Raw genomic sequence first — 25,165 nt, 5'->3', positions numbered from 1 at the left:
ACTATTTATCCTTCTTGGGAATTGTACCCAAAATATAATCCCATAAGGGCGTACTAACGCCGAATGCTACATCAGGATCTTTGTAATGGTGAATAGCATGGTGAACCCAAAGAACTTTCATGAAATTCTTAGGTGGCTGAATCGCGTGGACCAAATAGTGAATGCCCAAATAAAGTGCATAACCTAACAAAAATCCAGGTAGAAAATAGAAGGCTAAATTCCCCATTATCAATTTGAACACCAAGTACAAAATTGCTGCATAGGCTGCACTCACAAATGGAGGCATTGCTAATCTATCTTTGTCTTTTGGATAATCATGGTGAATTCCGTGCACCGTATACTGCAATTTGTCCTTAATAGGCGTATTAGGCTCCATGTGGAAAAAATGCTTGTGCATCATGTACTCAACCAAGGTAAATCCAATGTATCCGAATACAAATAATAAAATCGCAGTACCTATCCCTACAGATGTTTTTTGAATTCCGAAATAAATAGAAATTATTCCTAGAATGATAAACATCGTAATTGGCACTAATATATTTGTTCTGGAAATTTTCTCAAGAATTGGGTTAGAGAAAATTTGGGCGGTGCCAAAATTATCTGGCTTATCCAATCTTCCTATCTTTTTCATACGCTACTAAATAAAACTATACTCAATTAGGGATATTCAACAAAGGTAATTCAAAACTGCGTTTTGTCCCCTCGATTTTATTGACATTAATCAGATAATAATCAAATTTGTGCCATGGTCAACGCAATTGTTTTCTGATAATAAGCTACATAATGTGGCAATATCATAGAAATATCAAATTCCTTTGCCCTTGCAAGGGCATTTTCTTTAAATCTAGGAAGGTTAGCATCATCCAAAATATAGAGGGCTTTTTCCTTCATCTGTTGGATATCTCCTATGTTACAAACAAAACCTGTAACTCCGTCAACGTTCAATTCTGGGATTCCTCCAGCATTGGATGATAGAACTGGAACTTCACAGGCCATGGCTTCCAAGGCTGCCAAACCAAAACTTTCTTTTTCTGAAGGCATCAAAAAGAGATCTGCAACTGAAAGAACTTCTTCTACGGCGTCTAATTTCCCTAAAAAACGAACATCATCACAAGTCCCTAATTCACGACACAGTCGCTCCATTCTATCTCGCTCTGGTCCATCACCGACTAAAAGTAATTTTGCAGGAATTTCCTTTTGAACTTCATAAAAAACCTGAATCACATCCTCCACACGCTTCACTTTCCTGAAATTGGATGTATGCACCATTAGCTTTTCATCATGCGGACAAATAGCCAATTTGAAATGCTCCTTTTTCTGTCTCTTGAACCGATCCAAATCTATGAAGTTTGGAATCACTTCAATATCACGCTTAATATCAAAGAAAGCATATGTCTCTTTCTTCAAATCTTCTGAAACCGCCGTCACACCATCAGACTGATTGATGCTGAAAGTTACCACAGGCTCGTAACTTGGGTCTTTACCCACCAGCGTAATGTCCGTTCCGTGAAGTGTAGTCACTACAGGAATTTGAATTCCTTGGGTTTTTAGTATCTGCTTCGCCATAAAAGCTGCAGATGCGTGAGGTATAGCATAATGTACATGAAGTAGATCCAGCTTTTCATATTTGACCACACTCACCATTTTACTCGCCAAAGCAAGTTCGTAGGGTGCATGCTCAAATAAGGGATAGCTTTTTATATCAACTTCGTGGTAATATAAATTCTCACTGAAAAAGTCCAAACGAGAAGGCTGTTTGTAAGTAATGAAATGAACCTCATGACCTATTTTGGCTAATCCTTTACCTAGTTCTGTCGCTACTACTCCACTACCACCAAAAGTCGGATAGCAAACAATGCCAATTTTCATAATTTTTTTTGGGCTGCTTTATAAACCTGCTTTTTAACACGCATTAACTCCTATTTTGTTCAAATCGGAGAATATTAATGCAATAATCCTACTATTTAAAACAAAAACTCCTGAATATCAGAACATTTAAGCATTTCAATTTATTCATATTAGATGAAAAAACCCCTTGAGAGAAAAATATTCCCAAGGGGTTTTACTGTAGAAATAATTAAATTTTTATCCTTTTTTACTTTCATTTACAGCATGATGAGCAGCTCTTGCAGCAAAGGCCATGTAGGTCAACGTAGGATTCTGAGTTGACGTTGAGGTCATGGAAGCTCCATCTGTTACATATACATTTGGTACGGCATGAAGCTGATGATTTCCATTAAGCATGGAGGTTTTAGGGTCTTTTCCCATTCTCACCCCACCCATTTCATGAATATCCAAGCCAGGAACTCTATGGTCATCACGAACAGAAATATCCGTAAAACCTGCTTTAGAGAACATTTCGGAGATTTGCTCTTGGTAATCAATGATCATTTTCTCATCATTATCATCATATTCTACATTGAATTGTAAGGTCGGTAGGCCATAAGGATCAAGTTTGTCTTTATCCAAAGCTATGTAATTGCTCTCCTTTGGAATAGTCTCGCCCATCATGTGGGAACCTACTCTCCACGGTCCATCTGGAGGCATTTTATTAAGCATACTGTTTTTCAAATCCATACCTACTCTAGCATCAGCCACGTAGCCTCCACCTCGGTAAGCACTAAATCCGCCGGCATAACCACGAAGGAAATCTGTTTCTTGCTTTTTCACATTTCGGAATCGAGGAATATAGCCGCTTGTAGGGCGACCACCAGATGTAGTGTATTCTGTAAATCCATCATAAGCAGCACTTACGCCAGCTCTATAATTGTGAAAAGCAAAATATTTTCCCAAAACCCCACTATCATTACCGAGCCCGTTAGGGAATCTAGCGGAAGTGGAATTCATTAAAATCGCATTAGAATTGACCGCAGCCGCATTAATGAAAATGACATCAGCATAGAATTCTTCCACTTCTTTGGTGTGGGCATCGATCACTCTTACTCCAGTTGCTTTGCCTTTTTCATCATCATATATCACAGAATGAACAACTGAGTCGGGTCTAAGCGTCACATTACCACTTTTCAATGCCCAAGGAATAGTAGAAGAATTACTACTAAAATATCCTCCAAATGGGCATCCTCGCTGGCAAAGATTTCTGTTTTGACAGGAAGCTCTCCCTTGAGCGGCGAATTCTGGCCTCGGCTCATGTATGTGCGCACAACGAGAAGAGATCATATGACGATCTCCGCCGTAAGTTTCCTTTAACTTTTCGGCAAAATGCTTCTCTACGATATTCAAGTCGTAAGCTGGCAAAAACTCTCCGTCAGGAAGTGTGTCTATCCCATCTCTATTCCCTGAAACTCCAGCAAATTTCTCCACATGGCTGTACCAGGGAGCTATGTCTTTGTAACGAATCGGCCAATCAACTGCGAATCCATCTCTGGCTGGTCCTTCGAAATCATAGTCTGACCAACGCTGAACCTGTCTTGCCCAAAGCAAAGATTTCCCCCCTACCTGATATCCTCTGATCCAGTCAAATGGCTTCTCTTGTATATAAGGTTGCTCAGCATCTTTAGCAAAAAAGTGCTCTGAATCTTCCCCGAAGGCATAGCATTTAGCTACAATAGGATTCTCGTCAAGAACTTTCTGAGGAAGTTTTCCTCTATGTTTAAATTCATATGGAAGCATATTTGTGGTAGGATAATCTTTGATATGCTCAACGTTTCTTCCTCTTTCGAGCAAGAGCGTTTTTACTCCTAAGTCACCAAACTCCTTGGCTGCCCATCCTCCACTAGCTCCTGAACCTACGACAATGGCCTGATATGTTCGATCTTGTTTATTTCTAATATTCAGATTAGCCATTGATTCTAGGATTTTGTGATTCTGAGATTAAGGAAGCTCCATTGTATGGGCCTGGGATTAATGAATAAGGAATAATTTCTGTCTGAATGTATTCAGAAGCCATGTATCCTTGCATAGTTAGTCGCTTGGTAGTGTTCAGGAAATAAGAAACGGCTTTATCCTTTTCTCCTTCAGAATTTTCTGCCGGCTGAAGGTCAATGCCTGTTTGAATTAAATCTTCTTTCTCTTTAGTACTGAGTTGGTCATATTTTTTACCAGCTGTGTTTTTAGCAAAATCAGGGAATGCTGCAAGCCCTGTGCTAAAGAGTTGTTGGTTTTCTTCGGTCATGCAATCGTTCACCATCACCAAGATGAAGTCAGGAACTTCTAATTCTAGAGCTCCTTTTAACTCACCAGCTGGAATAATTGTGTCTGATATGGATCCCAAAAGTTGCTTCTGAGAAGCTGTTACCTTTAGGTTCTCATAGGCAGCTAGGATATCATCTGAGCTAAAATCACAGGAAGGAATTAAAGCAAGTCCTCCAGATATGAGCGCAAGATGCCTTAGGGCGATTCGTCTGTTCATAGGTTTGGGTTTAAAGATTGGGAGTGGAATGTAGCCAAATCAAATAAAAATTCCATCTCTTTTGATTTTGACGGTTAGTATTTATATAGCTAATATTTCGTATTTATTTTGTCAGAATACCTACTTCTGCGAAGGTCGCAACATTCCCATCTGCTGTTTTACTTGCTTTCAAGCGAATATATCGTGCTTTCACTTCTTCAAAACGTACAAATTGCTGAATAGGATTATTGGCAATATTGGAAAACTCACCAGCAGCAACCGACTTCCAACTCTTGCCGTCAATACTTGCCTCAAAGATGTAATTGGTGATAAATCCACTCGGATATCTTGCCTGCATTGGCATGTAGGTAAATCCTTTTAGTGAAAGAGTTTCACCTAAATCAACGGTCATTTCATTTTTTTCACTGCTGAAATAAGTCGCATTATCTTCGTCTATCGCTTTTACAGCTTGCTTAACTGCTACGTTCCACTTCGATTTTGCTACATCCAAGTCAATGCGTTTTGATTCACTTTTTCCTCCTGAAATAGGATCTAAAGACACAACCGTCAAAGTGGTAGCTTGCTGCAAGTCAAGTGGAGACTCATACTTTTGACTTTCAGCACTAGGTTCCGAGCCATCTGTAGTGTAATAGATTAGTAGCCCATCGTCTGGAGAGGTTAAGGTCAATTCCCCATTCTGAGTGCGTTTTGACTTTGGAGGAAGCAAAAGCTTCGGAGCATTATAAACCCCAATTTCAGAGATCACAGGAATGTCTTTTCCATCAGTAAATCTAACTCGGATGGTACTTGCTGTGACATCCGGAAATCTTAAGATTCTTTTATAACCAATAGTTGTCCCTTCAGCTATTTTTTCCCAGTTTCCATTCACTTCTTTATCCAAAACAAAGGCTTTCACGCGCTGGCCTAGCGGCGTATATTCCTGTAGTAGCAATCGATTGAAGGTGATTTCTTTCCCAAATTCTAGTGTAATTTCTGCGTCCTTTGAGTCGTCAGCAATTGTCCAATACGTCTCATAATCCTCATCTAATACGTTTTCTACCTCATAGCCATTTCCACGATCTTCACTTGCAGTACCTACAGCTTGGGAGGCTAGATTCACAGCAAAATCTTCTTTCACCTTTTCCGCGAGTTTCATGATTGCTTCTACATCATTTTCATGGATCAAACCTCTAGTGTCCACCGGGAAATTGATCAGCATGGAGGCATTTCTCCCTATGCTATTGTAATAAATCTCTAGCAATTGAGGTAAGGTGCGCACTTTGTGATCCTCATATTTGTGGTAATACCATCCTGGACGAATGGATACATCTGCTTCGGCTGGAACCCAATGTGTTCCATTTTCTTGTCCTGTTGCCCATTTTTCAGAAAACTCAGGCATGCCAGCATAGACAGAATCCCGCATTAGATTTGACCATGTAGTCTCGTATGCAAAGCCGTGCTCATTACCAACCCAGCGTACATCGGGACCCGCATCACTGAATAGCATAGCACCAGGCTGGAGCTCACGAACCAGATCAATTGTCTCATCCCAACCGTAATAGCTAAATTTATCTACCGTTCGAGTTTCATTTGCACCACCATACCAGCCATCGCCGCCATTAGCCCCGTCAAACCACACTTCGAAAATATCTCCATAATTAGTGAGCAACTCTTTAAGTTGATTTCTCATGTAGGTGATGTATTCTGGCTTACCATAGTCAGGATGATTTCTGTCCCAAGGGGAATAATAAATTCCGAATTTCAGCCCATATTCCTTGCAAGCTTCCGCTAGCTCTTTGATCAAATCACCCTGCCCATCTTTCCACGGACTATTTTTCACAGAATGCTCGGTATAGGCCGATGGCCAAATTACGAACCCATCGTGATGCTTTGCAGTAATGATCAGACCTTTCATTCCAGCTTCGCTAGCCACTCGCGCCCATTGACGGGTATCAAGTTCTGAGGGGTTAAACATTTCTGGTTTTTCATCACCAAAACCCCATTCTCTATCGGAGAAGGTATTCATGTTGAAGTGAATAAAACCATAATATTCTAACTCTTGCCAAGCGATTTGATGTTCGTTTGGAATTGGCAAAACAGGTGCAGGAGGAGTTGCTTTTTCAGTACAGAAAGAAAGGCTTACTAGTAGAAGTAGCCAGAGTGTATTTTTCATTAGGATTGAATTAGATCAGAATATTAGGGCTTTTGCCTGAATTTTGGAAATAGAAACTGATTTTTAAACATGAAGATTAACCTTTAGTGTATTCATTTTTCATTGTCAAAGAGAAAGCATTTACCTTGCAGCATGGGTAAACTATTCACTATAATTTTTCTTTTGATCTCTTTCATGACGCAGGCACAAGTCCGAATTAAAGTCGTGAATTCAAAAACTCAAACTCCGCTGGAAAATGTGCGTGTTCGGGCTGATAATGGTCAAAATCAAGTCAGTAACTTTTCTGGAATCATAGCATTTTCAGGGTCAGAAGTTCAGACTTTTACATTTTTCAAATCGGGTTTTGAAGCCTTCTCTGCTTCATTAGGAGTAGGAGAACATGTTGTTGAATTAGTTGAAAAATCACTCAATCTTTCCGAAATTACAGTTACCGCATTCGAATCTGAGCGTCCACTTATGGAGCAATCAGCAGCTATAGCGCTAGTGTCGGAGCAAGATTTCAACCGCTTCAATGAGACTTCGATAGTCAATTCATTCAACACCAAACCAGGAATCCGCATCGAGGAACGCGCTACAGCCAGTTATAGAATTTCCATTCGTGGAAGTTCGCTACGTGCCCCATTTGGTGTACGAAATGTGAAAGTATATTGGAATGAAGTTCCATTTACATCTCCTGACGGGACAACTGCTTTAAACCTCCTTGACCTATCCAACATCCGAACTGCCGAAGTTATAAAAGGGCCATCAGGATCTATCTATGGAGCAGGAAATGGCGGAGTGATAAACTTATACAGCCAAGCAAATCCTATTGGAGGAAGGGTAACAGCAGATTTTATGGTCGGAGATTTTGGGATGTCCAGATACAAGCTAGGGATTTCTCAGCAAGTGGGGAATGGTGGATTTGAGGCTTCGTATGTAAGCCAAAAAGCAGATGGATATCGTGAGCACAGTGCTATGGACAGACAGGTCTTTCAGTTGGGAGGTTTTTTCTCCGTTACTGATAAACAAGAAATTAGAACACAATTGTTAATCTCTGACCTAAATTATCAGATCCCAGGAGCACTGAATGCAGATCAACTGGCGGAAGATCCTACACAGGCAAGGCCTGGATCAGTGAAGCAAAACAGCTCGATTTCACAGCAATCTGTTTTCGCATCTATTGGACATTTGTATAGATTCTCTCCGAAGATAAAGAACTCGACCACACTTTACATGAATACCAATGACTTTGAAAATCCTTTCATTTTGGATTATAAGAAGGAACTGGGCTTTGGATTTGGTGGAAGAACGAAGTTCACTTATGATGGAAAATTGGCTGGAAAAGATCTGAGAATAATCGCAGGTGGTGAATATCAAACGAGCCTTACAGATGCGCAGAATTTCGGAAATGTGAATGGAGCAGCAGACACAGTAAGGTTTGCAGATAAATTAAGAGCAACTCAGGGATTCTTCTTCCAACAAGCTGAATGGAATTTGACTGAAGACTTTATGCTGACTTTTGCACTTAGCGAGAATTTCAGCAGCATGGAGATTGATCGACAAATCGACGCTTCTGGAGGAGCCACAGGTCTGCAGACAAGAAAATTCGATCCGATTGTCGTTCCAAGGTTTGCGCTGAATTATCAGTTCAATGATTTCTCTGGAGTATATGGAAGTATTAGCAGCGGCTTTTCTCCACCGACAATCGACGAAGTTCGGACGAATGAAGGAAGTCTAAACCTGGATTTGGAAGCCGAAAAAGGAATCAATTATGAAGTCGGCTATAGAATGGGCAAAGGAAAGCTGAATCTGGACCTGACTGCATTTTACTTCATACTCGATCAAACGATCACTACCTACACGAATCCACAAGGTGTTGTGCTATTCAGAAATGTAGGTTCCACGGATCAAAAAGGAATAGAAGCGGCTATTGACTATGCGTTTATTAGAAATGAAGTCACGTTCATTCGGGATCTAAAAATTGGAACCTCATTCACAGGGAATTATTTCACGTTCAAAGACTACCAAAAAGGAGACAATGATTTTTCTGGAAATGCGCTGACTGGGGTACCAGAAACCACTTTAGTTACTCGTTTGGATTTGCGAACGAAACCAGGAATCTATTTGAATTTCACACATCAATATGTCAGCGAACTTCCGCTCAACGATGCGAATACGGTTTATCAGGATGCGTATAATTTGGTGAATCTGCGCTTCGGATGGGCAAAAAGTTTTGCTGGAAAGTGGGAACTGGAAGCTTTCGCCGGTGTGGACAATCTGCTGAATGAAAGCTACTCACTGGGTAATGACCTAAATCCTTTCGGCGGAAGATATTATCAGCCTGCTCCAACGCAGAATTGGTATGGTGGGGTGAAAGTGGCGTTTTTGTATTGAATTTTAGACGCTAGTAGCTAGACATAAGACAATAGATTTCTACGTCATTGCGAGTTACACGTCATTGTGAGGAATATATCGACAACATTCATCTACCACCTAACTTTCAATTCCGAAGCAATCTGTTATTATGACTGAGATTGCTTCGACCTAGTTGGATATCATATAATTTTTATTTTTGATATTAGGTCTCTCAATGACGGGCAATTCTTGCTTCACTGCGAACCACTTTTCCATAAAATAAAACTTGCTATGTATTGCGGGATCCTTGCTAAAGGCAAGGCCGGTAAAAGCCCAGAATGCAATTCTGGGTATCGAAACCTAATCGATATAGTATAGAGTGCCAAAGGCACGATCGGTATTGAATACTCTTAGTTTGGTAGTAAATCAGCCATTAGAGGGATACGAAATTGAATATAACTTGAAATTACGTGTGGGATTGAGGTAGTTAGGTGGTAATTACCGATCGTGCCGTTGGCACTCGCATGAACTTTCGCGCTGAATTAGCCCCGAATTTCGCTGCGCTGCATTCGGGGCTATTACCAGTTTTGCCTTTGGCAAAAAGAGCAGTCTCTTCATTAGAAGGAATTTATGACCAACTATCAACTACCACATCACTTTCTATACCGAAGCCCGCCTCATTAAGGGCAGGCAGTCTGCTAAATCTTAGAAGGATTGCTTCGGATGGGAAAGGCCCTGATAAAGCCATGGCAAAAATCCATCCTCGCAATGACGTGCTAAGGAATCCTACTCAATCCCCTCCAATTCGCTCAATTCCAACCAAGTCAGTTCCAATTCTTCCAATTTAGCATCGATTTCCAGCATGCGCGAGGAGATTTTCATCAACTCCTCATGATCAGAATTCCCTCCACTGATTTTCTCGGTGAGTTCGGCTTTCTCTTTTTCAAGTTTAGCCATGGAAGCATTCACCTCCTTAAATTCGGTTTTTTGCTTAAAGCTCGCTTTTGCTTTCACAGGAGGCGAATCTTTTACCTCAGCTTTCTCCTCTTGTTTCTGGCTATTTGCTGATTTACTTCCGTCTTCAGTCTTCGGACTTCGATCTTTTTGCCCCTTTTCAATCTCCCTAAACTCAGAATAATTCCCTGGGAAATCAGAAATCTCGCCTTCTCCTTCGAAAACAAACAAGTGCTCCACTAAGCGATCCATGAAATATCTATCGTGGGAAACGATGATCAAACAGCCAGGGAACGTATCCAAAAACTCCTCTAGCGTGTTCAAAGTCATTAAATCCAGATCATTCGTAGGCTCATCGAGAATCAGGAAATTAGGATTCTTGATCAAAACCATCAGTAACTGAAGTCTTCTGCGCTCTCCACCACTCAATTTTGCAACTGGCGTATGTTGTTGCTTTGGAGGAAAACCAAATTGTGTCAAAAATTGAGAAACAGTGATCTCAGAACCTCCGGCGATAGTTACCACTTCGGCGACTTCCTTCACAATATCTAATAGACGCTTTTCTTCGTCAAAACTGCTTTCTTCCTGCTTGTAGTAACCAAAAGCAGTAGTTTGTCCTATGGAAACTTTTCCAGAATCAGGGGCCATCTGCCCAGTGATCATGTTGAGGAAAGTAGTCTTGCCAGCACCGTTTGGACCGATAATTCCTACTCTATCTTTCTTCTTAAAAGTATAAGAGAAGTCATTGACAACCGTCTTATCACCAAATGCTTTGGTCATTTTATCGATCTCGATGATCTTATTTCCAAGACGCTGAGTCGTTACGGTCAATTGAATATCGCGTTCCTCACGCTTTTGAGAAGCTTTTTCCTTCGTTTCTTCGAAAGCATCCACGCGGTATTTTGCTTTGGTACTTCTAGCTTTTGGCTGACGGCGAATCCAGTCTAATTCTTTCTTATAAAGGCTTTTTGCTTTTTCTAATTCTATATCCTCATTCTCCATCCGAGCTTCTTTTTTGTCGAGGAAGTAGCCATAGTTTCCTTGGTAGCGGTGTATTTTACCCTGATCAAGTTCAAGGATCTCATTAGTTACTTTCTCTAGGAAGTACCTATCGTGAGTTACCATGAAAAGCGCAAGGTTAGCTTTCGCCAAATAGTCTTCCAGCCATTCAATTGTTTCAAGATCAAGGTGGTTGGTAGGCTCATCAAGCAGCAATAAATCAGGCTTTTCCAAGATAGCTTTTGCCAAGGCAACTCGCTTACGCTGACCACCGGAGAGTGTTCCCACAGGAAGTTCGGTATCGTGAAGACCCAATTTGCCGAGCACTTCTTTCACTTGGTATTCAAAATCCCAGGCTTGGAAGGCATCCATTTTCTCGAAAAGCACGGACATCTTATCCGAGTTATCAATGCCACGTTCTGCTTCCAGCATGGCTTTATGATAATCCTCAATCACCTTGAGCACTTCAGAATTACTTTGGTCGAAAATAGTCTGGTAGATGCTCATTGTACCTTCAAAAACTGGGTTTTGATGCACATATGCCACTTTCACCTGCTGATTGGTACCAACCTGACCTGTATCAGGAATCTCCAAACCCATGATGATTTTCATCAACGTGGATTTTCCCGCGCCATTAATGCCTACGAGGGCAATTTTTTGACCCTGGGAAATGCCAAAAGAGATATTGGAAAAAAGCTTGCGCTCACCGAACGCTTTACTGAGGTTTTCGACCGAAAGGTAATTCATGCCGCAAAAGTAGGGAAAAGGCGGGCAATTAGTAAGTTAAATTGATTCATCTTCTCTACTTACAAGAGATTTATAAATTTCAATTGACAAAAACCAGCTCGATTTGACTGGAAATACGGTTCAAAATTCAGAAGAAATGAGCTGTATTTAATGTGTTTTACTGTTTTTGAGCCGTATTCTAAAATGATCTTGAGCAAAAGATGACTGATTCATCTAACAAACCTTTTTTTCTACACTTCAAAGAATCTTGACTCTCCTATCTTGATACTTCTCTCTAGTTACTTGCTACTCCGAAAAGTCTTACCTTTGCGTCTATGGAAGCAATTCAGAAAAAAGACATCCGTAAGCTATCTCTGGCGCAGTTAGAAGAATTCTTTTTGGCGCAGGGAGATAAGAAATTCCGTGCCAAGCAGGTATATGAATGGCTGTGGAACAAGTCTCTGAAGAACTTTGATGAGATGAGCAATATCTCGCTGAGTACCCGAGAAATGCTCAAAACGCATTTTACAATCAACCATATTCAGGTTGATCTAATGCAACACTCCAATGATGGCACGATCAAGAATGCAGTAAAACTTTACGATAATATGATCGTCGAGTCCGTTCTGATTCCAACGACTAAACGGATTACCGCCTGTGTTTCTTCGCAAGTTGGATGCAGTTTGGCCTGTAACTTTTGTGCAACGGGAAAACTGAAGCGCATGCGAAATCTGAACCCTGATGAAATTTACGATCAGGTAGTGGCGATTAAAGATGAAGGAGAAAAATACTTTCAGCGTCCCCTCACTAATATTGTTTTTATGGGAATGGGTGAGCCACTACTGAACTATGCGAATGTGCTGGAAGCAATCGATAAAATCACTTCACCCGAAGGACTTGGAATGGCGCCACGAAGAATTACTGTTTCTACCGTGGGCGTTACCAAAATGATACGCAAGCTCGCTGATGATGAAGTTCGCTTCAACTTAGCAGTTTCGCTTCACTCTGCAATCAACGAAACTAGATCTATGCTGATGCCTATCAATGACACCAATCCTGTAGAGGAATTGGGTGAATCATTGAAGTATTGGTACGAAAAGACCAAACGTAAAGTCACCTACGAATATGTAATTTGGGAAGGAATCAACGATGATGAGCGTCATGCTCGAGCCTTGGCGAAATTCTGTAAGCTTATACCATCCAAAGTCAATCTGATCCAGTACAACCCTATCGATGAGGGGGAATTCCGTCAGGCTAGTCAAGAGTCAGTAGATATGTATGTGCGAATACTAGAATCTCAGGGTATTATTGCCAAAGTCAGAAAGTCCCGGGGTCAAGATATTGATGCTGCTTGTGGACAGTTGGCCAATAAGAATGAGGTGGCTGAGTTGAACGAAGGCTGAGATTTTGTTTATTGACTTTAGCCAGCTAATTTCTTATCGAATTTTAAAAAATTAATTTTATGAAAAAGGCTTTATTGATTTTTTGCGCCACTTTTATGCTCAATGATGTAGCATCGGCACAATCCCAAGAGCAGGGCAATATACGTTTCCATGCTTTCGGAACGTACGGTTTGCGTTATCATAACTTCGGAGCTGGAGCAGGAATTGAATACTTTTTTGTGGACAAATTCGCCATGATGCCTAGTTACACATTTGTGTTTCCGCAGGTGGGAAAGGAAAGTAATTTCAGTGCAGACCTACGCTATTACGTTTCAGAAGGACCTTCGCAGTTATATTTTATGGCGGGATATAGCCAAACTTGGCAAGACACTCAACCTGATGGAGCAGGGACAATAAGAAATTCCAAGGGAGCGAACGTAGGCGTAGGAGCTTATATCAGAGTGACAGATGCGATTGGGCTGAGTACTGAATTCAGGTTCCAAAGCCCATATCCTAGAGAAGTTGGATTTAGAGTTGGGTTAGCGATTCCATTGTAATTTTTTAGAAGCAAGATGTTAGTATCAAGACATAAGATTTGAGATACAAGAAATTAGAGTCAAGAACCTAGATAAAAGAGCCAAGATAGTAACTTGATTCACTGGTTGAGGATGGATTTCTTCTGTCCCCCGTCTTCTGTGTCTCCCGTCTTCTTTACTTCTTCGAAAACTCAAATAATTTTCGTTTCTCTTCTTTATTTAAAGCCTCATAGCCACGATCAGCGATTTTATCCAAAATCTGATCGATTTCTTCTTGAGTTGCGTCATCAGTAGTGACCGATTTGGGTTCCGCTTTACTGCTTTTAGTAAAAGATGAGAAGCCTCCACCATTGGAGGTTTTCGCTTTGCGATAGGAGACTTTTACATTGCTTTTTCTCCCCGAGAAAAGATCCTCAAAGAATATCCCCACTTTCTGCACAGGCAGACCCCAATCATTTCCTTTGCGCAGCTGAACGATATATAGATAGCCTAATAATGCACCTCCCAGATGTGCTAATTCTCCACCTGCATTTGCACCAGCGGAATTAGCAAATGAAAGAATCACGTAGAAAATTGCAATGTATTTGATCTTGACAGCACCTAAGAAAATCAACTGAAAAGTAGTGTTTGGGCTTAACGTGGCAGCTCCAACGACAATTGCGAAAACGCCCGCACTTGCGCCTAGCATGAGCGACGAGTCCAAGCCGGTATTGAAATAGGGTGACAAATTATAAATCAGCATATAGAAAATTGCACCAGCAAGTCCTCCAAGAATGTAGAGGTTGGCTAGCTTCCTACTTCCAAGAAACTGATGAACTAGCAGTCCAAACCAATAGAGAAAAAGCATATTGAAGAGAATATGAAAAATCCCTTCGTGCAAAAACATGTAGGTAAAAATACTCCAAGGCTGTGACGCAAATCTAGGCAATGCAGCAGGCATCATCAGGTAAGAAAGAGCAGTGGTGTAGAAATCACCCAATCCGCCGATCGTCATAAATATCCTAGATACAAGCACCACAAAAAACACTAGAATGTTAATCGCAATCAGCTTGAAAAGACTGTTGTCAGTATGCTTAAAAGCGTTCCGAAGGTTATCCCAAAAGTTACCGTACATAATTAATAAAAGTTGTTCCTATCTTTTTTCCAGAAGAAAATTAATACACCGCCAATCACCAGTCCGCTGAGGTGGGCAAAGTGGGCTACGTTATCCAGCGGATTATTCACAAATACGTTGTAAATAGTATAAAGGCTATAGAATAACACCATATATTTTGCCTTAATCGGTATCGGAGGGAACAGCAAAAACAATTGCGTATTGGGAAAAAGCATAGCAAATGCTATCAAAATACCGAATAGAGCACCTGAGGCCCCCACCATCGGCACATTTCCTTGGATCTCCAAAATAGCATCCAGTGTTTGCTTTGCCTGACTGATTTTATTTGGATCATTTGGATTACGGCTATAGTCATCCACAAAATCGAAGACTGAAGATTGGAAAAAACCGCGATTTTCCAGCACCAATTTATTAAAGGAATCTGGATCAGGATTACTTTGAAACGCAACCACTTTTGCTTCCAAATTATTCATACGATAAGCAGTATATCCTGAGTAAAGAACGCCAGAACCTATACCACAAACCATCCATAATATCAGCAATTTCTTTGGCCCCAAAAATTGCTCTAGTAAAGGTCCAAAAATCATAAGTCCAAACATATTACCGAACAAGTGCCAGAAATCTGCATGCATAAACATGTACGTCAGAAACTGAAATGGCTGGAAATATGGACTATGAATGTAATAAAGCGCAAACCACTCACTCAACTGTGGAAAGATAAATTGGGAAACAATTAGTAGCCCTACGTTGATGATAAGTAGATTTTTGACTACTGGAGTAATATTTCTGAACATGCTATTTGCCGAAAAACGATTGAATACTGCTTAAATCTAATTTCACAAAGGTCTTATTTCCCCCCAATCCATAATTCGGATTCTGACATGCAAACAGCTGGCCTACCAGCGTTTCCATCTCTTGTGATTTCAGTTTTTGCCCTTTTTTCAAAGACGATTTGCGCGCTAAAGAACGCGCTAGGTTTTCTCTTGTGTCGAGCGAAAGCTCACTTTTAAAATGTTTGTATTGTTCAAGAAGCCCTTCGAAAAGCTCCTTTTCATTTTTGACTGGAATATCAGCAGGTACACCCTGGATGAGAACCGTGTCTTTTCCAAACTCCGAAACCATAAAGCCTAAGCTATGAAGCTCTGGCATGATATCCATCACCAATGCATAATCAGAAGGTCCAAGATTGACGGTGGCAGGAAAAAGACATTGCTGAGAAGTCCCCTGAGCGAGTGTCAGCTGACGTAAATAACGCTCGTAAAGAATACGCTCATGGGCAGTCTGCTGATCAATGATCAGAAATCCTGTGGACATCTGAGCGACCACATAGCTGAGCTCCACCTGGAAAGTAGCTCCAGTGGATTCTGACTCAGAAGGCCTTGGAATGGAATCAGTTGTTTCATCTGGTTTTGCACGACTTTCAAAAGTCAGAACTTCGGTCTCTTCTGTATGCGTAGGTCGATTGATATCTCTCGTCGGTTGTTGAGTGCCTTCAAATAATCTTTCCCAACCCGAAGTACTGGCTTGTTTGAATTCGGGTGTATTGAATGATTTGTAGCTGTATTCCCGATCCACTTGTTCCTTTTTCTGTGGATCCTGGTCCCACTTCTCGTTGAAGTTCACATCCAAACTAAAGTCTAGCGAAGGAACGACATGATGCGCACCCAAGGCTTGCTTGACCGCAGATCGGATCACCGCGTAGATCGTCCGCTCATCGTCAAACTTAATTTCAGTTTTAGTCGGATGGACATTGATATCGATATGTGAGGGATCTATATCTAGGAAGAGCACATAAAATGGATGCTGATCGGATTGCAGTAATCCATCGAAAGCTGAACTTACGGCGTGGTTCAGATAGCTGCTTTTGATGAATCGGTTATTCACAAAGAAAAACTGCTCGCCACGGGTTTTCTTGGCATTTTCAGGTTTCCCTATATAGCCTTTCACATTTACATGCGGTGTTTCTTCCTCGCAAGGCACAAGTTGACCTTGGTAGTTTTTGCCAAAAATCCCAACTATTCTATGACTAAGCTTGCCTGGGGTGAGGCTATATACTTCTAGATCTTGCTGAAATAGGGAAAAGCCAATTTCGGAATAAGAAAGTGCCACCCGCTGAAATTCATCCACAATGTGACGCATTTCTACAGGGTTTGATTTTAGGAAGTTTCTGCGAGCAGGGACATTGAAAAACAGGTTTTTCATGGAAACTGAGGTTCCCACATTTCCTGCAAAAGGCTCCTGCCTTTTGACTTCAGAACCATCGATTTGAATCAAGGTTCCAAGTTCAGATTCTGCTTGGCGAGTTTTTAATTCTACCTGAGCTACCGCAGCGATAGAGGCCAAAGCTTCGCCGCGAAATCCGAAAGTTCTAATAGAAAATAGATCCGCTGAACTCCTGATTTTAGATGTAGCATGACGCTCAAAACTCATTCGAGCATCTGTAGCAGACATACCTTTTCCGTTATCTATAACTTGTATTAATTGCTTACCTGATTCTTTTACCACCACTTGCACTTGAGTAGCACCAGCATCCACCGCGTTTTCGAGGAGTTCTTTAAGTGCGGAAGCTGGTCTTTGGACTACTTCTCCAGCTGCGATTTGATTGGCTATCGCATCGGGAAGGAGCTTGATGACATCACTCATTTTTCTTCTTGGGTTTTAATCTGAAGAAAAAATAAATCGCTCCTATAAGCGCTGCAACATATGCTATGTATTCGAAAATCACGGGACCTAAATAAACGTAGCCAAATATGGATCCAAGAAGCAATAAAAAAATGAAGGTTCTTATCATCGCCGTAGAAGCGAACATGTTTTCTCCATCACGCTCCTTTATTCCTTTGTGCTGCGAAAAAGAGCCACGAATGCCTGCACCATAGGAACCAATATCCTGAGAAGATCCATCACTTCTCTCGAGAAGTCCCTGAGCTTCCAAATCTTTTTTGATCTGAGAGGTTCTTTGCTCAATCTCCTCACGCACAGGATCGTAATATCTAGGTTTGATATCAAATCTCATTGGAGCGGCAGTACGAAATACAGATGGGAATTTCATATGGTTATAATTTGTTTTTCGTCAGTAATATAGCCCTTCCCGATTTTTCTTCGGGAGAATCTCGAATAGCTTATATTCTTCACATTTAGTGAAGACTTACAGATGCTCGAAATCATGACAAAGTAATTTTTATAGTGTGTCTCACGTTAAGTAAAAGCACAACAGGGGAATAAGTTCCTGAAGATCGTCTAGATATCAAATTTATGATCTTTTTAACCTGATTTAGGGCCGAATGTTACCTTATCTTTCAGTATCTTCAACTATATAAGTCCCAATCTCCGTAAATGGAATCGCCGCTGGGCTTAATTGGTTTGCAAGAGCCGAAAGAAATCGATTCAATCGATATACAAATTTATTTTAAAAGTTAAGGATTAAAAATTAACCTGGGAATGAGCAGCAAGCTTTGGAGAGTCTTCGCAATTGGATTTATAGCAGTTTTATTTTCCTCTGGAAAACTCGACGAGTCATTATTAATTGAAGATCCTCTGGTTTCACGTGATCCAGTCGCTCAACTCAATTGGGTAGATTCGGTATTTAATAGTATGAATTTTGAAGAGCGTTTGGGGCAGTTATTTATGGTAGCGGCTTACTCCAATCAAGGTCAAAAGCATATCAATGAAATCAGCAATCTGATAAAAACTGAAAACCTTGGAGGTTTAATTTTTTTCCAAGGAGGTCCAGATAGGCAAGCGCGCTTAACTAATCTCTATCAAGCTCAATCAAAAACTCCTCTTTTCATTGCCATGGATGCTGAATGGGGAATTAGCATGCGCTTAGATTCAATTCCTGATTTTCCAAAAGCAATGACTTTAGGAGCTGTTCAGGATGAAAAGTTGGTGTATGCAATGGGTAAAGAGATGGCTAGGCAATTTAAGGAGCTTGGTATGCATATTAATTTTGCACCCGTAGTGGATGTTAATTCCAATCCTGACAATCCTGTGATTGGTTATCGCGCTTTTGGAGGTGAAAAACATTTAGTTGCCAAGCATGCTGTTTCTTACATGAAGGGCCTTCAGGACAATGGCGTTATTGCAAATGCCAAGCATTTCCCTGGCCATGGAGATACCGAAGCGGATAGTCATTATACGCTACCTGTGATCAAAAATCCAGAACACCGGATCTGGGACATTGATTTATATCCATATCAAGAGCTATTTAAGGAGAACTTGATGTCAGTGATGGTAGCTCATTTGAATGTTCCCAGTTTGGATGGTGCAGGAAATATACCTACCAGTCTTTCCAAAAAAGTAGTAACTGATTTGCTTCAAAACAGGATGAATTTCCAAGGCTTGATTTTCACCGATGCCCTGAATATGCGAGGAGTTGCGATTGCCAATTCTCCTGGAGAAGTGGACCTGAAAGCCCTATTAGCTGGAAATGATGTGTTACTCTACTCTCAGGATGTGCCAAAGGCTAAATTACTTATTAAGCAGGCGGTAGCAGATGGAAGAATTTCTGAAAAGGAAATTGATCGAAGAGTAAAGAAGATTCTACGTGCTAAGTATTGGTCTAGTCTTAATCACTATAAACCGATAGATACTTACAAACTTGTGGAAAGGCTGGATACGCCTGAAACTGAAAGGATCATTGAGGATCTGTATGCAGATGCCTTCACTGTTGCTACAAATAAGGACGATTTACTCCCATTTAAACAACTTGATCTAAAAACCTTTGCGAGCTTGAGTATTGGGGACGATGGGAAGGAATTTAAAAAATACCTAAGTAAATATGCAAAATTTGATCATTTCAACATAGAAAAAGCTGCAAATGAGACTACCCATAACAACACCATCAAAAAGTTGGAAGATTATGATGTAGTAGTGGTTGGCATGATGGGAGTGACGAATAGTCCATCACGAAAGTTTGGGGTAGCTCCTGCCGATGTGCAGCTGATCAGAGATTTAGAAAAAAGACAGAAGGTAGTGACCGTACTTTTTGGTAATGCTTATGCTTCTCAACAATTGGAGGGACTTGGAAATGTGGTTTTTGCTTACGAGAATAATGTAGTAACCCAGAAGCTTGCACCTCAAATATTATTTGGAGCTAGAGCTGCAAAAGGTATTTTGCCTGTTACTATAAATGGGCAATTCTCTCATGGAGTAGGAGGATATTTAGCAGCCAGTAATCGACTATCTTATGGCACACCTGAAAGTGTTGGTTTGGATGGAAAAATCCTGGATAAAATTGATGCAGTAGCAGAGAAGGCAATTAGAATTCAAGCTACTCCTGGCGCAAATGTGCTGGTAGTGAAAGATGGAAAAGTTGTTTTTGAAAGATCCTATGGGAATTTAGAATACAAGGCAAGTCCAAAGGTAAATGCTGAAACGGTTTATGATTTAGCATCGATCACTAAGGTTTTGGCAACCACACAAGCGGTCATGTTTTTGGAGAGCCGAGGAGAGATAAACATGAAAAATTCTCTAGAAGATTACTTGCCTGAACTAAAAGGCACTAATAAGGGTAGAATGGTCCTCAGTGATGTGATGGCGCATGAAGCAGGCTTGGTTGCTTTTATCCCTTATTATGCCAGAACAGTTGAAGCAGGACAGTGGCGAGGAGACTATTATAAACCTGCCTCTTCTGCGGGATTTACTCGCCCCGTATCTAATGACATGTATGGAATGGATGCCTTGCGGGATAGCATCTGGCACTGGACAAAAGAATCTAAGATCACCCCGATCCCTAGAGGAGCAAGTAAGCATACTTATGTATATTCTGATCTTACGATGTATCTGATGCAAGCAGTAGTGGAGAGTGTAGTTAATCAACCGCTTGAGTCCTTTTTAGATCAGAATTTCTATCATCCATTAGGCCTTTCTACGATGACTTTTAATCCTACTTTGAAAATGCCAATCGATAACATCGCACCTACTGAGAATGATATCACATGGAGAAAAAGACAAGTGCAAGGCTATGTCCATGACCAAGGTGCAGCTATGTATGGTGGAGTGGCTGGGCATGCGGGGCTTTTTGGCACCGCAAATGATTTGGCAGTGATGATGCAGATGATGCTAAACAAAGGATATTATGGCGATGTGAATCTGATCAGTCCAAAAACAATAGAGAAATTCACTAAAAGTCAATCGAGCCAAAGCCGAAGAGGCTGGGGTTGGGATAAGCCGAACACTCAAGTGGGAAGTGGTGGATCAGCAGGTGATTTAGCACCAAAATCTACTTTCGGGCATACTGGTTTTACCGGCACTTCTGTATGGGCAGATCCAGATAATAATTTGATTTATGTATTCCTCTCCAATCGAGTTTATCCAGATGCTACCAATACGAAGTTGCTAAAAGAGGGAATCCGCACGGATATCCATGATATTATCTATGAGGCGATGGGTAAAAAGTAGAGATAAAAAATATCAATAATTATATGGTTGTTTAACTGTTTTTATCAACCTAAGAAATGATATTTTTCATGCTACTAACTCTTTTAAAAATCATCCTCCCCCAATTGAATAGATTTTCCTCTAGCAAGGTTTTGAGAATCCTAATTTGCATATAGTGTTATTAAAGGTTTAGAACAGAACAATTCGGAAGTTATTCGAAAGGAGCACGAAAAAATGACAGTGTGGTTTGAAAGCGAAATGGAAAACGAGGATTGGTTCACACTAAATTTTGATAAATATAATTTCACCTTTCAAGATGAATATCTCGTTCCGGGATCTTTGATATCCGATTTGAGTTATCAATGTATGAGATAAATTTGCTACTGGAGGTACTGAATAGAAGGGCAATTTACCTGCTGATCCTGAATTCATTAATTTTTAAAATCGATAAAAAGCCTATATGATGGCAATTATATTTCGCATAACTATATGGCTTAAAATATAGTCGGAGAAATTGCAGACTTTTTGAGGTAAATTCATCCATATCTTGGAAATGATTCATTCATCACAAACTCAAAAGCTATAAGCTATTTTCTCGGGGAATTCTGCCAAATGATTAATATAATGCCTTAAACTGAGTTGGATTATAAGATTCACAAGAGTGAAATGCATGGCAGTCGAAAAGTGTTTATGACAATTGGCAAAATGTTTTTAATTACCTGTCTAAATCTTGTCAATAATGAGAATTTACTTAATTAATTCAATAGTTATAATATTTTTGCTTTTTTCATGTAACGGTAGGAGGAGTAAGCAAGATCTAAGTTCTTTCAAAATAATTCTGTTTGAAAGTTCAGATAGAAATATAAGGCTAATGGATTCAATGATTTATTCTGACTCTAGCTTTAACTATAGAATTGAAGGATATGGACATCCTAATATTTATGTTGTTTTAACTCATTCTCACTTGGATGAAAATTTAAACATAAACTTTTCAAATATCGAAATAGTCGAGCTCGTTGATAGCGATACAATTGAATTCAATGATTGGTTTGCTATTGATAATGATGAGAAAACTTACATCGTTTTCAAGGAGGATTTTGAAAGGCTGAAAACCGAAAAAGATAAAGACAGGAAAATTAAGCTGTATGAAATATACGTGTTAGCTAAAAGTATAGAGTGATGATGCTAAAAGCGATCCTTGTTAGTCTATTGTTGTTGGGATTTTCGGATTCCCGTGATAATCTTTCGGAAGAATATGATCTGATCAATTATCTCGTAAGTGAAATTGATGATAATTCTCTAAATGCAGATTTCTTGGATTGGAAAATTTTAAATTATGATTCTTATGAGAAGTTGAATCCTAAAAACTCGAATTTTGCCGGAGAAATTTTAAATTTTGATTTTAATGAAATTTTCAACACTAATCAAAGAAAGCAAATAGATAGTTTTCTGAAATCCAGTCAACCATCAACCCTTGATTTAGATTTATTGAAATGCGGAAAAAAACTGAAAAAAAATAAGGATTATGTTCGTGGTAGAACTACCTATTCCTTTTCTTATCCCATAATTTCCGAGGGTTTAGATAAAATTATTTATGGGATTGTAATAGAAAGTAAATCTTTTGAAGCTGACAATGGTGAGACCAAACTAAAGGTCTTTCAAAAAAACTTGATTCTTGGGTTTTGATTTATGAGGTAGTTCTTGCATTTGGGTGACCAGAAATTAACGGGAAGTTTCATCTAAAATGGAAGCTTCCCCAAATCCAAAGTTTTTTAAAATAGAGCAATACAGCGTATTATATCAACTTTGGGAAAAATTATCTAAACCAAAAGTTTTGGAAGATTTATGAAACAATGCATCAGAAATCTAATTCTTGGCTTCACATTACTTTTGGGCATAGCAACTCAACAAAGTAACGCTCAGTTGTCCGAAGAGCAATATAAAGTGCTTAGTTCCATGTATGACGGAACTTCAGTAGAATTGTTTGAATATACCATTGAAGCAAAGCTCTGGAGTAAATTCTTAAATTCTAAAGATTTGGATTTTTACAAAATTGCGACTTGTTACTTTTTCGATGATGACTTTATGATAGCAAGCCAAGAAGTTGAAGCTAAACTCTGGGGGGCACGTAGTAAACGTTTGGAAAAAAAGAAACTTCCAGATGCTATTGAGTTAATTGAGAGCTATGAACTTGCGAGTGTTAGAATAACTGAGCCAGTCATAGTAGGTAAGTATGCATTTGTGTTTCAAGAGGCTGAAGATAATCAGTTTCTTTTTATTTTGATTAAAGAAGATAACATTTGGAGTTGGCAATGCTATCTTCAATTATATCAAGAACCATTTGTAGATCCAAGTATAAGATAGAGTCTTTCTCTGTCACCTTCCTAGGTCTGATAATAAGTTCGAGCTGGGCATAAATTGCATAAGCGCTCAGCTATTTTTAGAAGTAGTTATTCATATTTATGACTTAAAGTGAAGTTTTATCTAAAAAGGCAACTTACCCAAATCCACATTTCCTCCTGAAAGAATTATCCCGACTTTTTTCCCTCTGAATCGATCTTGATTTGCAAGTAAAGCTGCCAAAGGAACTGCACAGGAAGGTTCAATCACAATTTTCATCCGCTCATAAATCAGACGCATGGCTTCTATAATCTGTGGGTCTGTGGCCAATAGAATGTCAGAGACATATTTTTCGATCAATTCAAAATTCAAAACTCCCAAGGAAGTCAATAAGCCATCGGCAATAGTATTTGGACCAGACTGAGGAATGATTTTTCCTGCGTGAAAGGACTGGAATGCATCATCAGCACCTTTTGGCTCGGCAGCGATCACTTCAATGTTTGGTTTCAGGTAGTGAGCGGTCAGGGCAGTACCTCCCAAAAGCCCACCTCCACCCACGGGCGCCATGATAATGTCTAAATCTCCTTGATCCACGATTAGCTCCAAGGCACAAGTTGCCTGTCCTTCGATCACGTCCATAAAGTCGTAAGGAGGAATGAACGTCGCTCCAGTTTTGGCTACCACTTCTTCCAAAGTAGTTTCACGAGATTTTAGATTCGGCTCACATTCGATGATCTCTCCTCCGTAGCCTTTGACCGCTCTTTTTTTGATTTCGGGTGCATTGGACGGCATCACGATATATGCAGGAATTCCAGCAACTCTGGCCGCTCTAGCAAGTGCTGCAGCATGATTACCACTACTATGCGTAGCAACTCCCTTAGATTTCTGTTTGTCTGTAAGTTTCATGACCGCATTTGCAGCGCCTCTTGCTTTGAAAGCACCGACTTTCTGGAAGTTTTCGCATTTGAAAAAAATCTCACATCCTGCGATCTCATTGATTGCAGATGAAGTCAAAATTGGCGTACGATGAATAAAAGGTTGGATACGCTCGTGCGCAGCTTGAATATCAGCGAGAGAAGGGAAAGTGGTTTGCATGGTTAAAATTACTGAGAAAAAGAGAAAAGAGATTTAGAGATTGGAGAAATAGTTAAATCACTTTAAGAGGATTATTTATCTTGAGGGATGAATTGGAATGAAATTGATTTTTTCCCGATGATGGGTGAAAAGCTAACCAGTGAGAATACGATCAAGTTGGATTTCAGTCCGACCAACACAGATTTGGATAGTTTAGACTTGGCAAATACTGCTACGTTCGACAACTATGTAACTCATCAGATTAAAGCTTCAGGAAGTAAATATGGTGTTGGAGGATACTTGGAGCATCGGGCGATCTATAGAAGAAGTGCCGTTTTTGCCACCGCAGAAGCTGATTTCCGTAATATTCACTTGGGCGTAGATGTCTGGACTGAAGCTGGTGCACCTATTTTCGCTACACTGGATGGTATAATTCACAGCTTTCAGGACAATGCAGGGTTTGGGAATTATGGAGCTACTATCATTTTGGAGCATGAGTTAGGAGAAAAAAAGCTCTACTCTTTGTATGGTCATCTTACTCTGTCTGATCTAGAAGGATTAAAAATAGGCCAAGAAGTAAAGGCTGGAGAACTGCTAGCTCATGTAGGACCCTTTCCAGAAAATGGCGATTGGCCTCCACATTTACATTTTCAGTTGATATGGGATTTACTAGGAAATATTGGGGACTTTCCTGGTGTTTGTTCTCAACGGGAAGTAGAGCAATACAGGATAATTTGTCCAAATCCCAACTTGATTCTGCGTAGTGAGGTGCTATAGGGACATCTTAAAAATAGTCTGTTCTGATTA

General features: G+C 40.1%; 19 protein-coding genes. 8 read left to right on the top strand and 11 right to left on the bottom strand.

Annotated features, from left to right (window positions below):
* Window position 1 precedes the first annotated feature (1 nt).
* The 5 genes from BVH02_RS08180 to BVH02_RS08160 form a co-directional block, all read right to left on the bottom strand.
* A complete protein-coding gene (locus BVH02_RS08180) occupies window positions 2-631 on the bottom strand; it encodes a sterol desaturase family protein (protein ID WP_086500923.1) in 630 nt (209 codons plus the stop codon).
* Window positions 632-732: 101 nt separating this feature from the next.
* Window positions 733-1,869 carry an N-acetyl-alpha-D-glucosaminyl L-malate synthase BshA gene (gene bshA, locus BVH02_RS08175; protein ID WP_086500922.1) on the bottom strand — a complete coding sequence of 379 codons (1,137 nt, stop codon included), beginning with the start codon at window positions 1,867-1,869 and terminating at the stop codon, window positions 733-735.
* 216 nt (window positions 1,870-2,085) lie between these two features.
* Window positions 2,086-3,804 (bottom strand): GMC oxidoreductase, encoded by a 1,719-nt coding sequence (locus tag BVH02_RS08170; protein WP_086500921.1) that lies wholly within the window; start codon window positions 3,802-3,804, stop codon window positions 2,086-2,088.
* Window positions 3,797-4,369: a gluconate 2-dehydrogenase subunit 3 family protein gene (locus tag BVH02_RS08165; protein ID WP_086500920.1), complete on the bottom strand. Its 573-nt coding sequence runs from the start codon at window positions 4,367-4,369 to the stop codon at window positions 3,797-3,799. The genes BVH02_RS08170 and BVH02_RS08165 overlap by 8 nt, the downstream gene beginning before the upstream one ends.
* A gap of 103 nt (window positions 4,370-4,472) precedes the next feature.
* Complete coding sequence (locus BVH02_RS08160) at window positions 4,473-6,521, bottom strand: alpha-L-fucosidase (protein WP_086500919.1); 2,049 nt, start codon at window positions 6,519-6,521, stop codon at window positions 4,473-4,475.
* A 132-nt stretch (window positions 6,522-6,653) separates the two neighbouring features.
* Between BVH02_RS08160 and BVH02_RS08155 the strand changes: the two genes are divergently transcribed.
* Window positions 6,654-8,894 carry a TonB-dependent receptor family protein gene (locus BVH02_RS08155; protein ID WP_086500918.1) on the top strand — a complete coding sequence of 747 codons (2,241 nt, stop codon included), beginning with the start codon at window positions 6,654-6,656 and terminating at the stop codon, window positions 8,892-8,894.
* A 747-nt stretch (window positions 8,895-9,641) separates the two neighbouring features.
* Here BVH02_RS08155 and BVH02_RS08150 read toward each other — a convergent pair.
* Complete coding sequence (locus BVH02_RS08150; RefSeq protein WP_086500917.1) at window positions 9,642-11,555, bottom strand: ABC-F family ATP-binding cassette domain-containing protein; 1,914 nt, start codon at window positions 11,553-11,555, stop codon at window positions 9,642-9,644.
* Window positions 11,556-11,869: 314 nt separating this feature from the next.
* Between BVH02_RS08150 and rlmN the strand changes: the two genes are divergently transcribed.
* Both rlmN and BVH02_RS08140 read left to right on the top strand, forming a co-directional pair.
* Window positions 11,870-12,937, top strand: coding sequence for a 23S rRNA (adenine(2503)-C(2))-methyltransferase RlmN (gene rlmN / locus BVH02_RS08145; protein ID WP_086500916.1), 1,068 nt, complete (start codon window positions 11,870-11,872; stop codon window positions 12,935-12,937).
* A gap of 59 nt (window positions 12,938-12,996) precedes the next feature.
* Window positions 12,997-13,473, top strand: a complete 477-nt coding sequence (locus tag BVH02_RS08140) for a porin family protein (RefSeq protein WP_086500915.1) — start codon at window positions 12,997-12,999, stop codon at window positions 13,471-13,473.
* Window positions 13,474-13,627: 154 nt separating this feature from the next.
* Here the strand turns inward: BVH02_RS08140 and BVH02_RS08135 are convergent, their stop codons facing one another.
* The 4 genes from BVH02_RS08135 to BVH02_RS08120 are packed head-to-tail and all read right to left on the bottom strand — an operon-like array spanning window position 13,628 to window position 17,615.
* A complete protein-coding gene (locus tag BVH02_RS08135) occupies window positions 13,628-14,566 on the bottom strand; it encodes a rhomboid family protein (protein ID WP_086500914.1) in 939 nt (312 codons plus the stop codon).
* Between the two features lie 2 nt (window positions 14,567-14,568).
* Complete coding sequence (locus BVH02_RS08130) at window positions 14,569-15,360, bottom strand: rhomboid family intramembrane serine protease (RefSeq protein ID WP_086500913.1); 792 nt, start codon at window positions 15,358-15,360, stop codon at window positions 14,569-14,571.
* A gap of 1 nt (window position 15,361) precedes the next feature.
* The gene (gene mutL, locus BVH02_RS08125) at window positions 15,362-17,209 is read right to left on the bottom strand and encodes a DNA mismatch repair endonuclease MutL (protein ID WP_086500912.1); all 1,848 of its coding nucleotides are present in this window, start codon (window positions 17,207-17,209) and stop codon (window positions 15,362-15,364) included.
* Window positions 17,202-17,615 carry a hypothetical protein gene (locus tag BVH02_RS08120; protein ID WP_086500911.1) on the bottom strand — a complete coding sequence of 138 codons (414 nt, stop codon included), beginning with the start codon at window positions 17,613-17,615 and terminating at the stop codon, window positions 17,202-17,204. The genes mutL and BVH02_RS08120 overlap by 8 nt, the downstream gene beginning before the upstream one ends.
* Before the next feature lie 389 nt (window positions 17,616-18,004).
* Between BVH02_RS08120 and BVH02_RS08115 the strand changes: the two genes are divergently transcribed.
* From BVH02_RS08115 to BVH02_RS08100, 4 genes are all read left to right on the top strand, one after another.
* Window positions 18,005-20,965, top strand: a complete 2,961-nt coding sequence (locus BVH02_RS08115; protein ID WP_086500910.1) for a glycoside hydrolase family 3 N-terminal domain-containing protein — start codon at window positions 18,005-18,007, stop codon at window positions 20,963-20,965.
* A 718-nt stretch (window positions 20,966-21,683) separates the two neighbouring features.
* Complete coding sequence (locus BVH02_RS08110; RefSeq protein ID WP_143244194.1) at window positions 21,684-22,124, top strand: hypothetical protein; 441 nt, start codon at window positions 21,684-21,686, stop codon at window positions 22,122-22,124.
* Between the two features lie 134 nt (window positions 22,125-22,258).
* On the top strand, window positions 22,259-22,630 hold the full coding sequence (locus BVH02_RS08105; protein ID WP_143244193.1) for a hypothetical protein: 372 nt from the start codon (window positions 22,259-22,261) through the stop codon (window positions 22,628-22,630).
* 159 nt (window positions 22,631-22,789) lie between these two features.
* Entirely contained in the window at window positions 22,790-23,308 is a 519-nt protein-coding gene (locus tag BVH02_RS08100) for a hypothetical protein (protein ID WP_086500907.1), read from the top strand.
* A 120-nt stretch (window positions 23,309-23,428) separates the two neighbouring features.
* On the opposite strand, the gene BVH02_RS08095 is transcribed toward BVH02_RS08100, so the two are convergent.
* Entirely contained in the window at window positions 23,429-24,379 is a 951-nt protein-coding gene (locus BVH02_RS08095; RefSeq protein ID WP_086500906.1) for a pyridoxal-phosphate dependent enzyme, read from the bottom strand.
* An 87-nt stretch (window positions 24,380-24,466) separates the two neighbouring features.
* Here BVH02_RS08095 and BVH02_RS08090 point away from each other — a divergent pair, with 87 nt between their 5' ends.
* On the top strand, window positions 24,467-25,135 hold the full coding sequence (locus BVH02_RS08090; RefSeq protein ID WP_086500905.1) for a peptidoglycan DD-metalloendopeptidase family protein: 669 nt from the start codon (window positions 24,467-24,469) through the stop codon (window positions 25,133-25,135).
* Window positions 25,136-25,165: the final 30 nt, after the last annotated feature.

The sequence above is a fragment of the Algoriphagus ratkowskyi genome, from assembly GCF_002150505.1.
GTDB classification, from domain to species: domain Bacteria; phylum Bacteroidota; class Bacteroidia; order Cytophagales; family Cyclobacteriaceae; genus Algoriphagus; species Algoriphagus ratkowskyi.
This window is presented reverse-complemented; position numbering and strand designations above follow the sequence as displayed.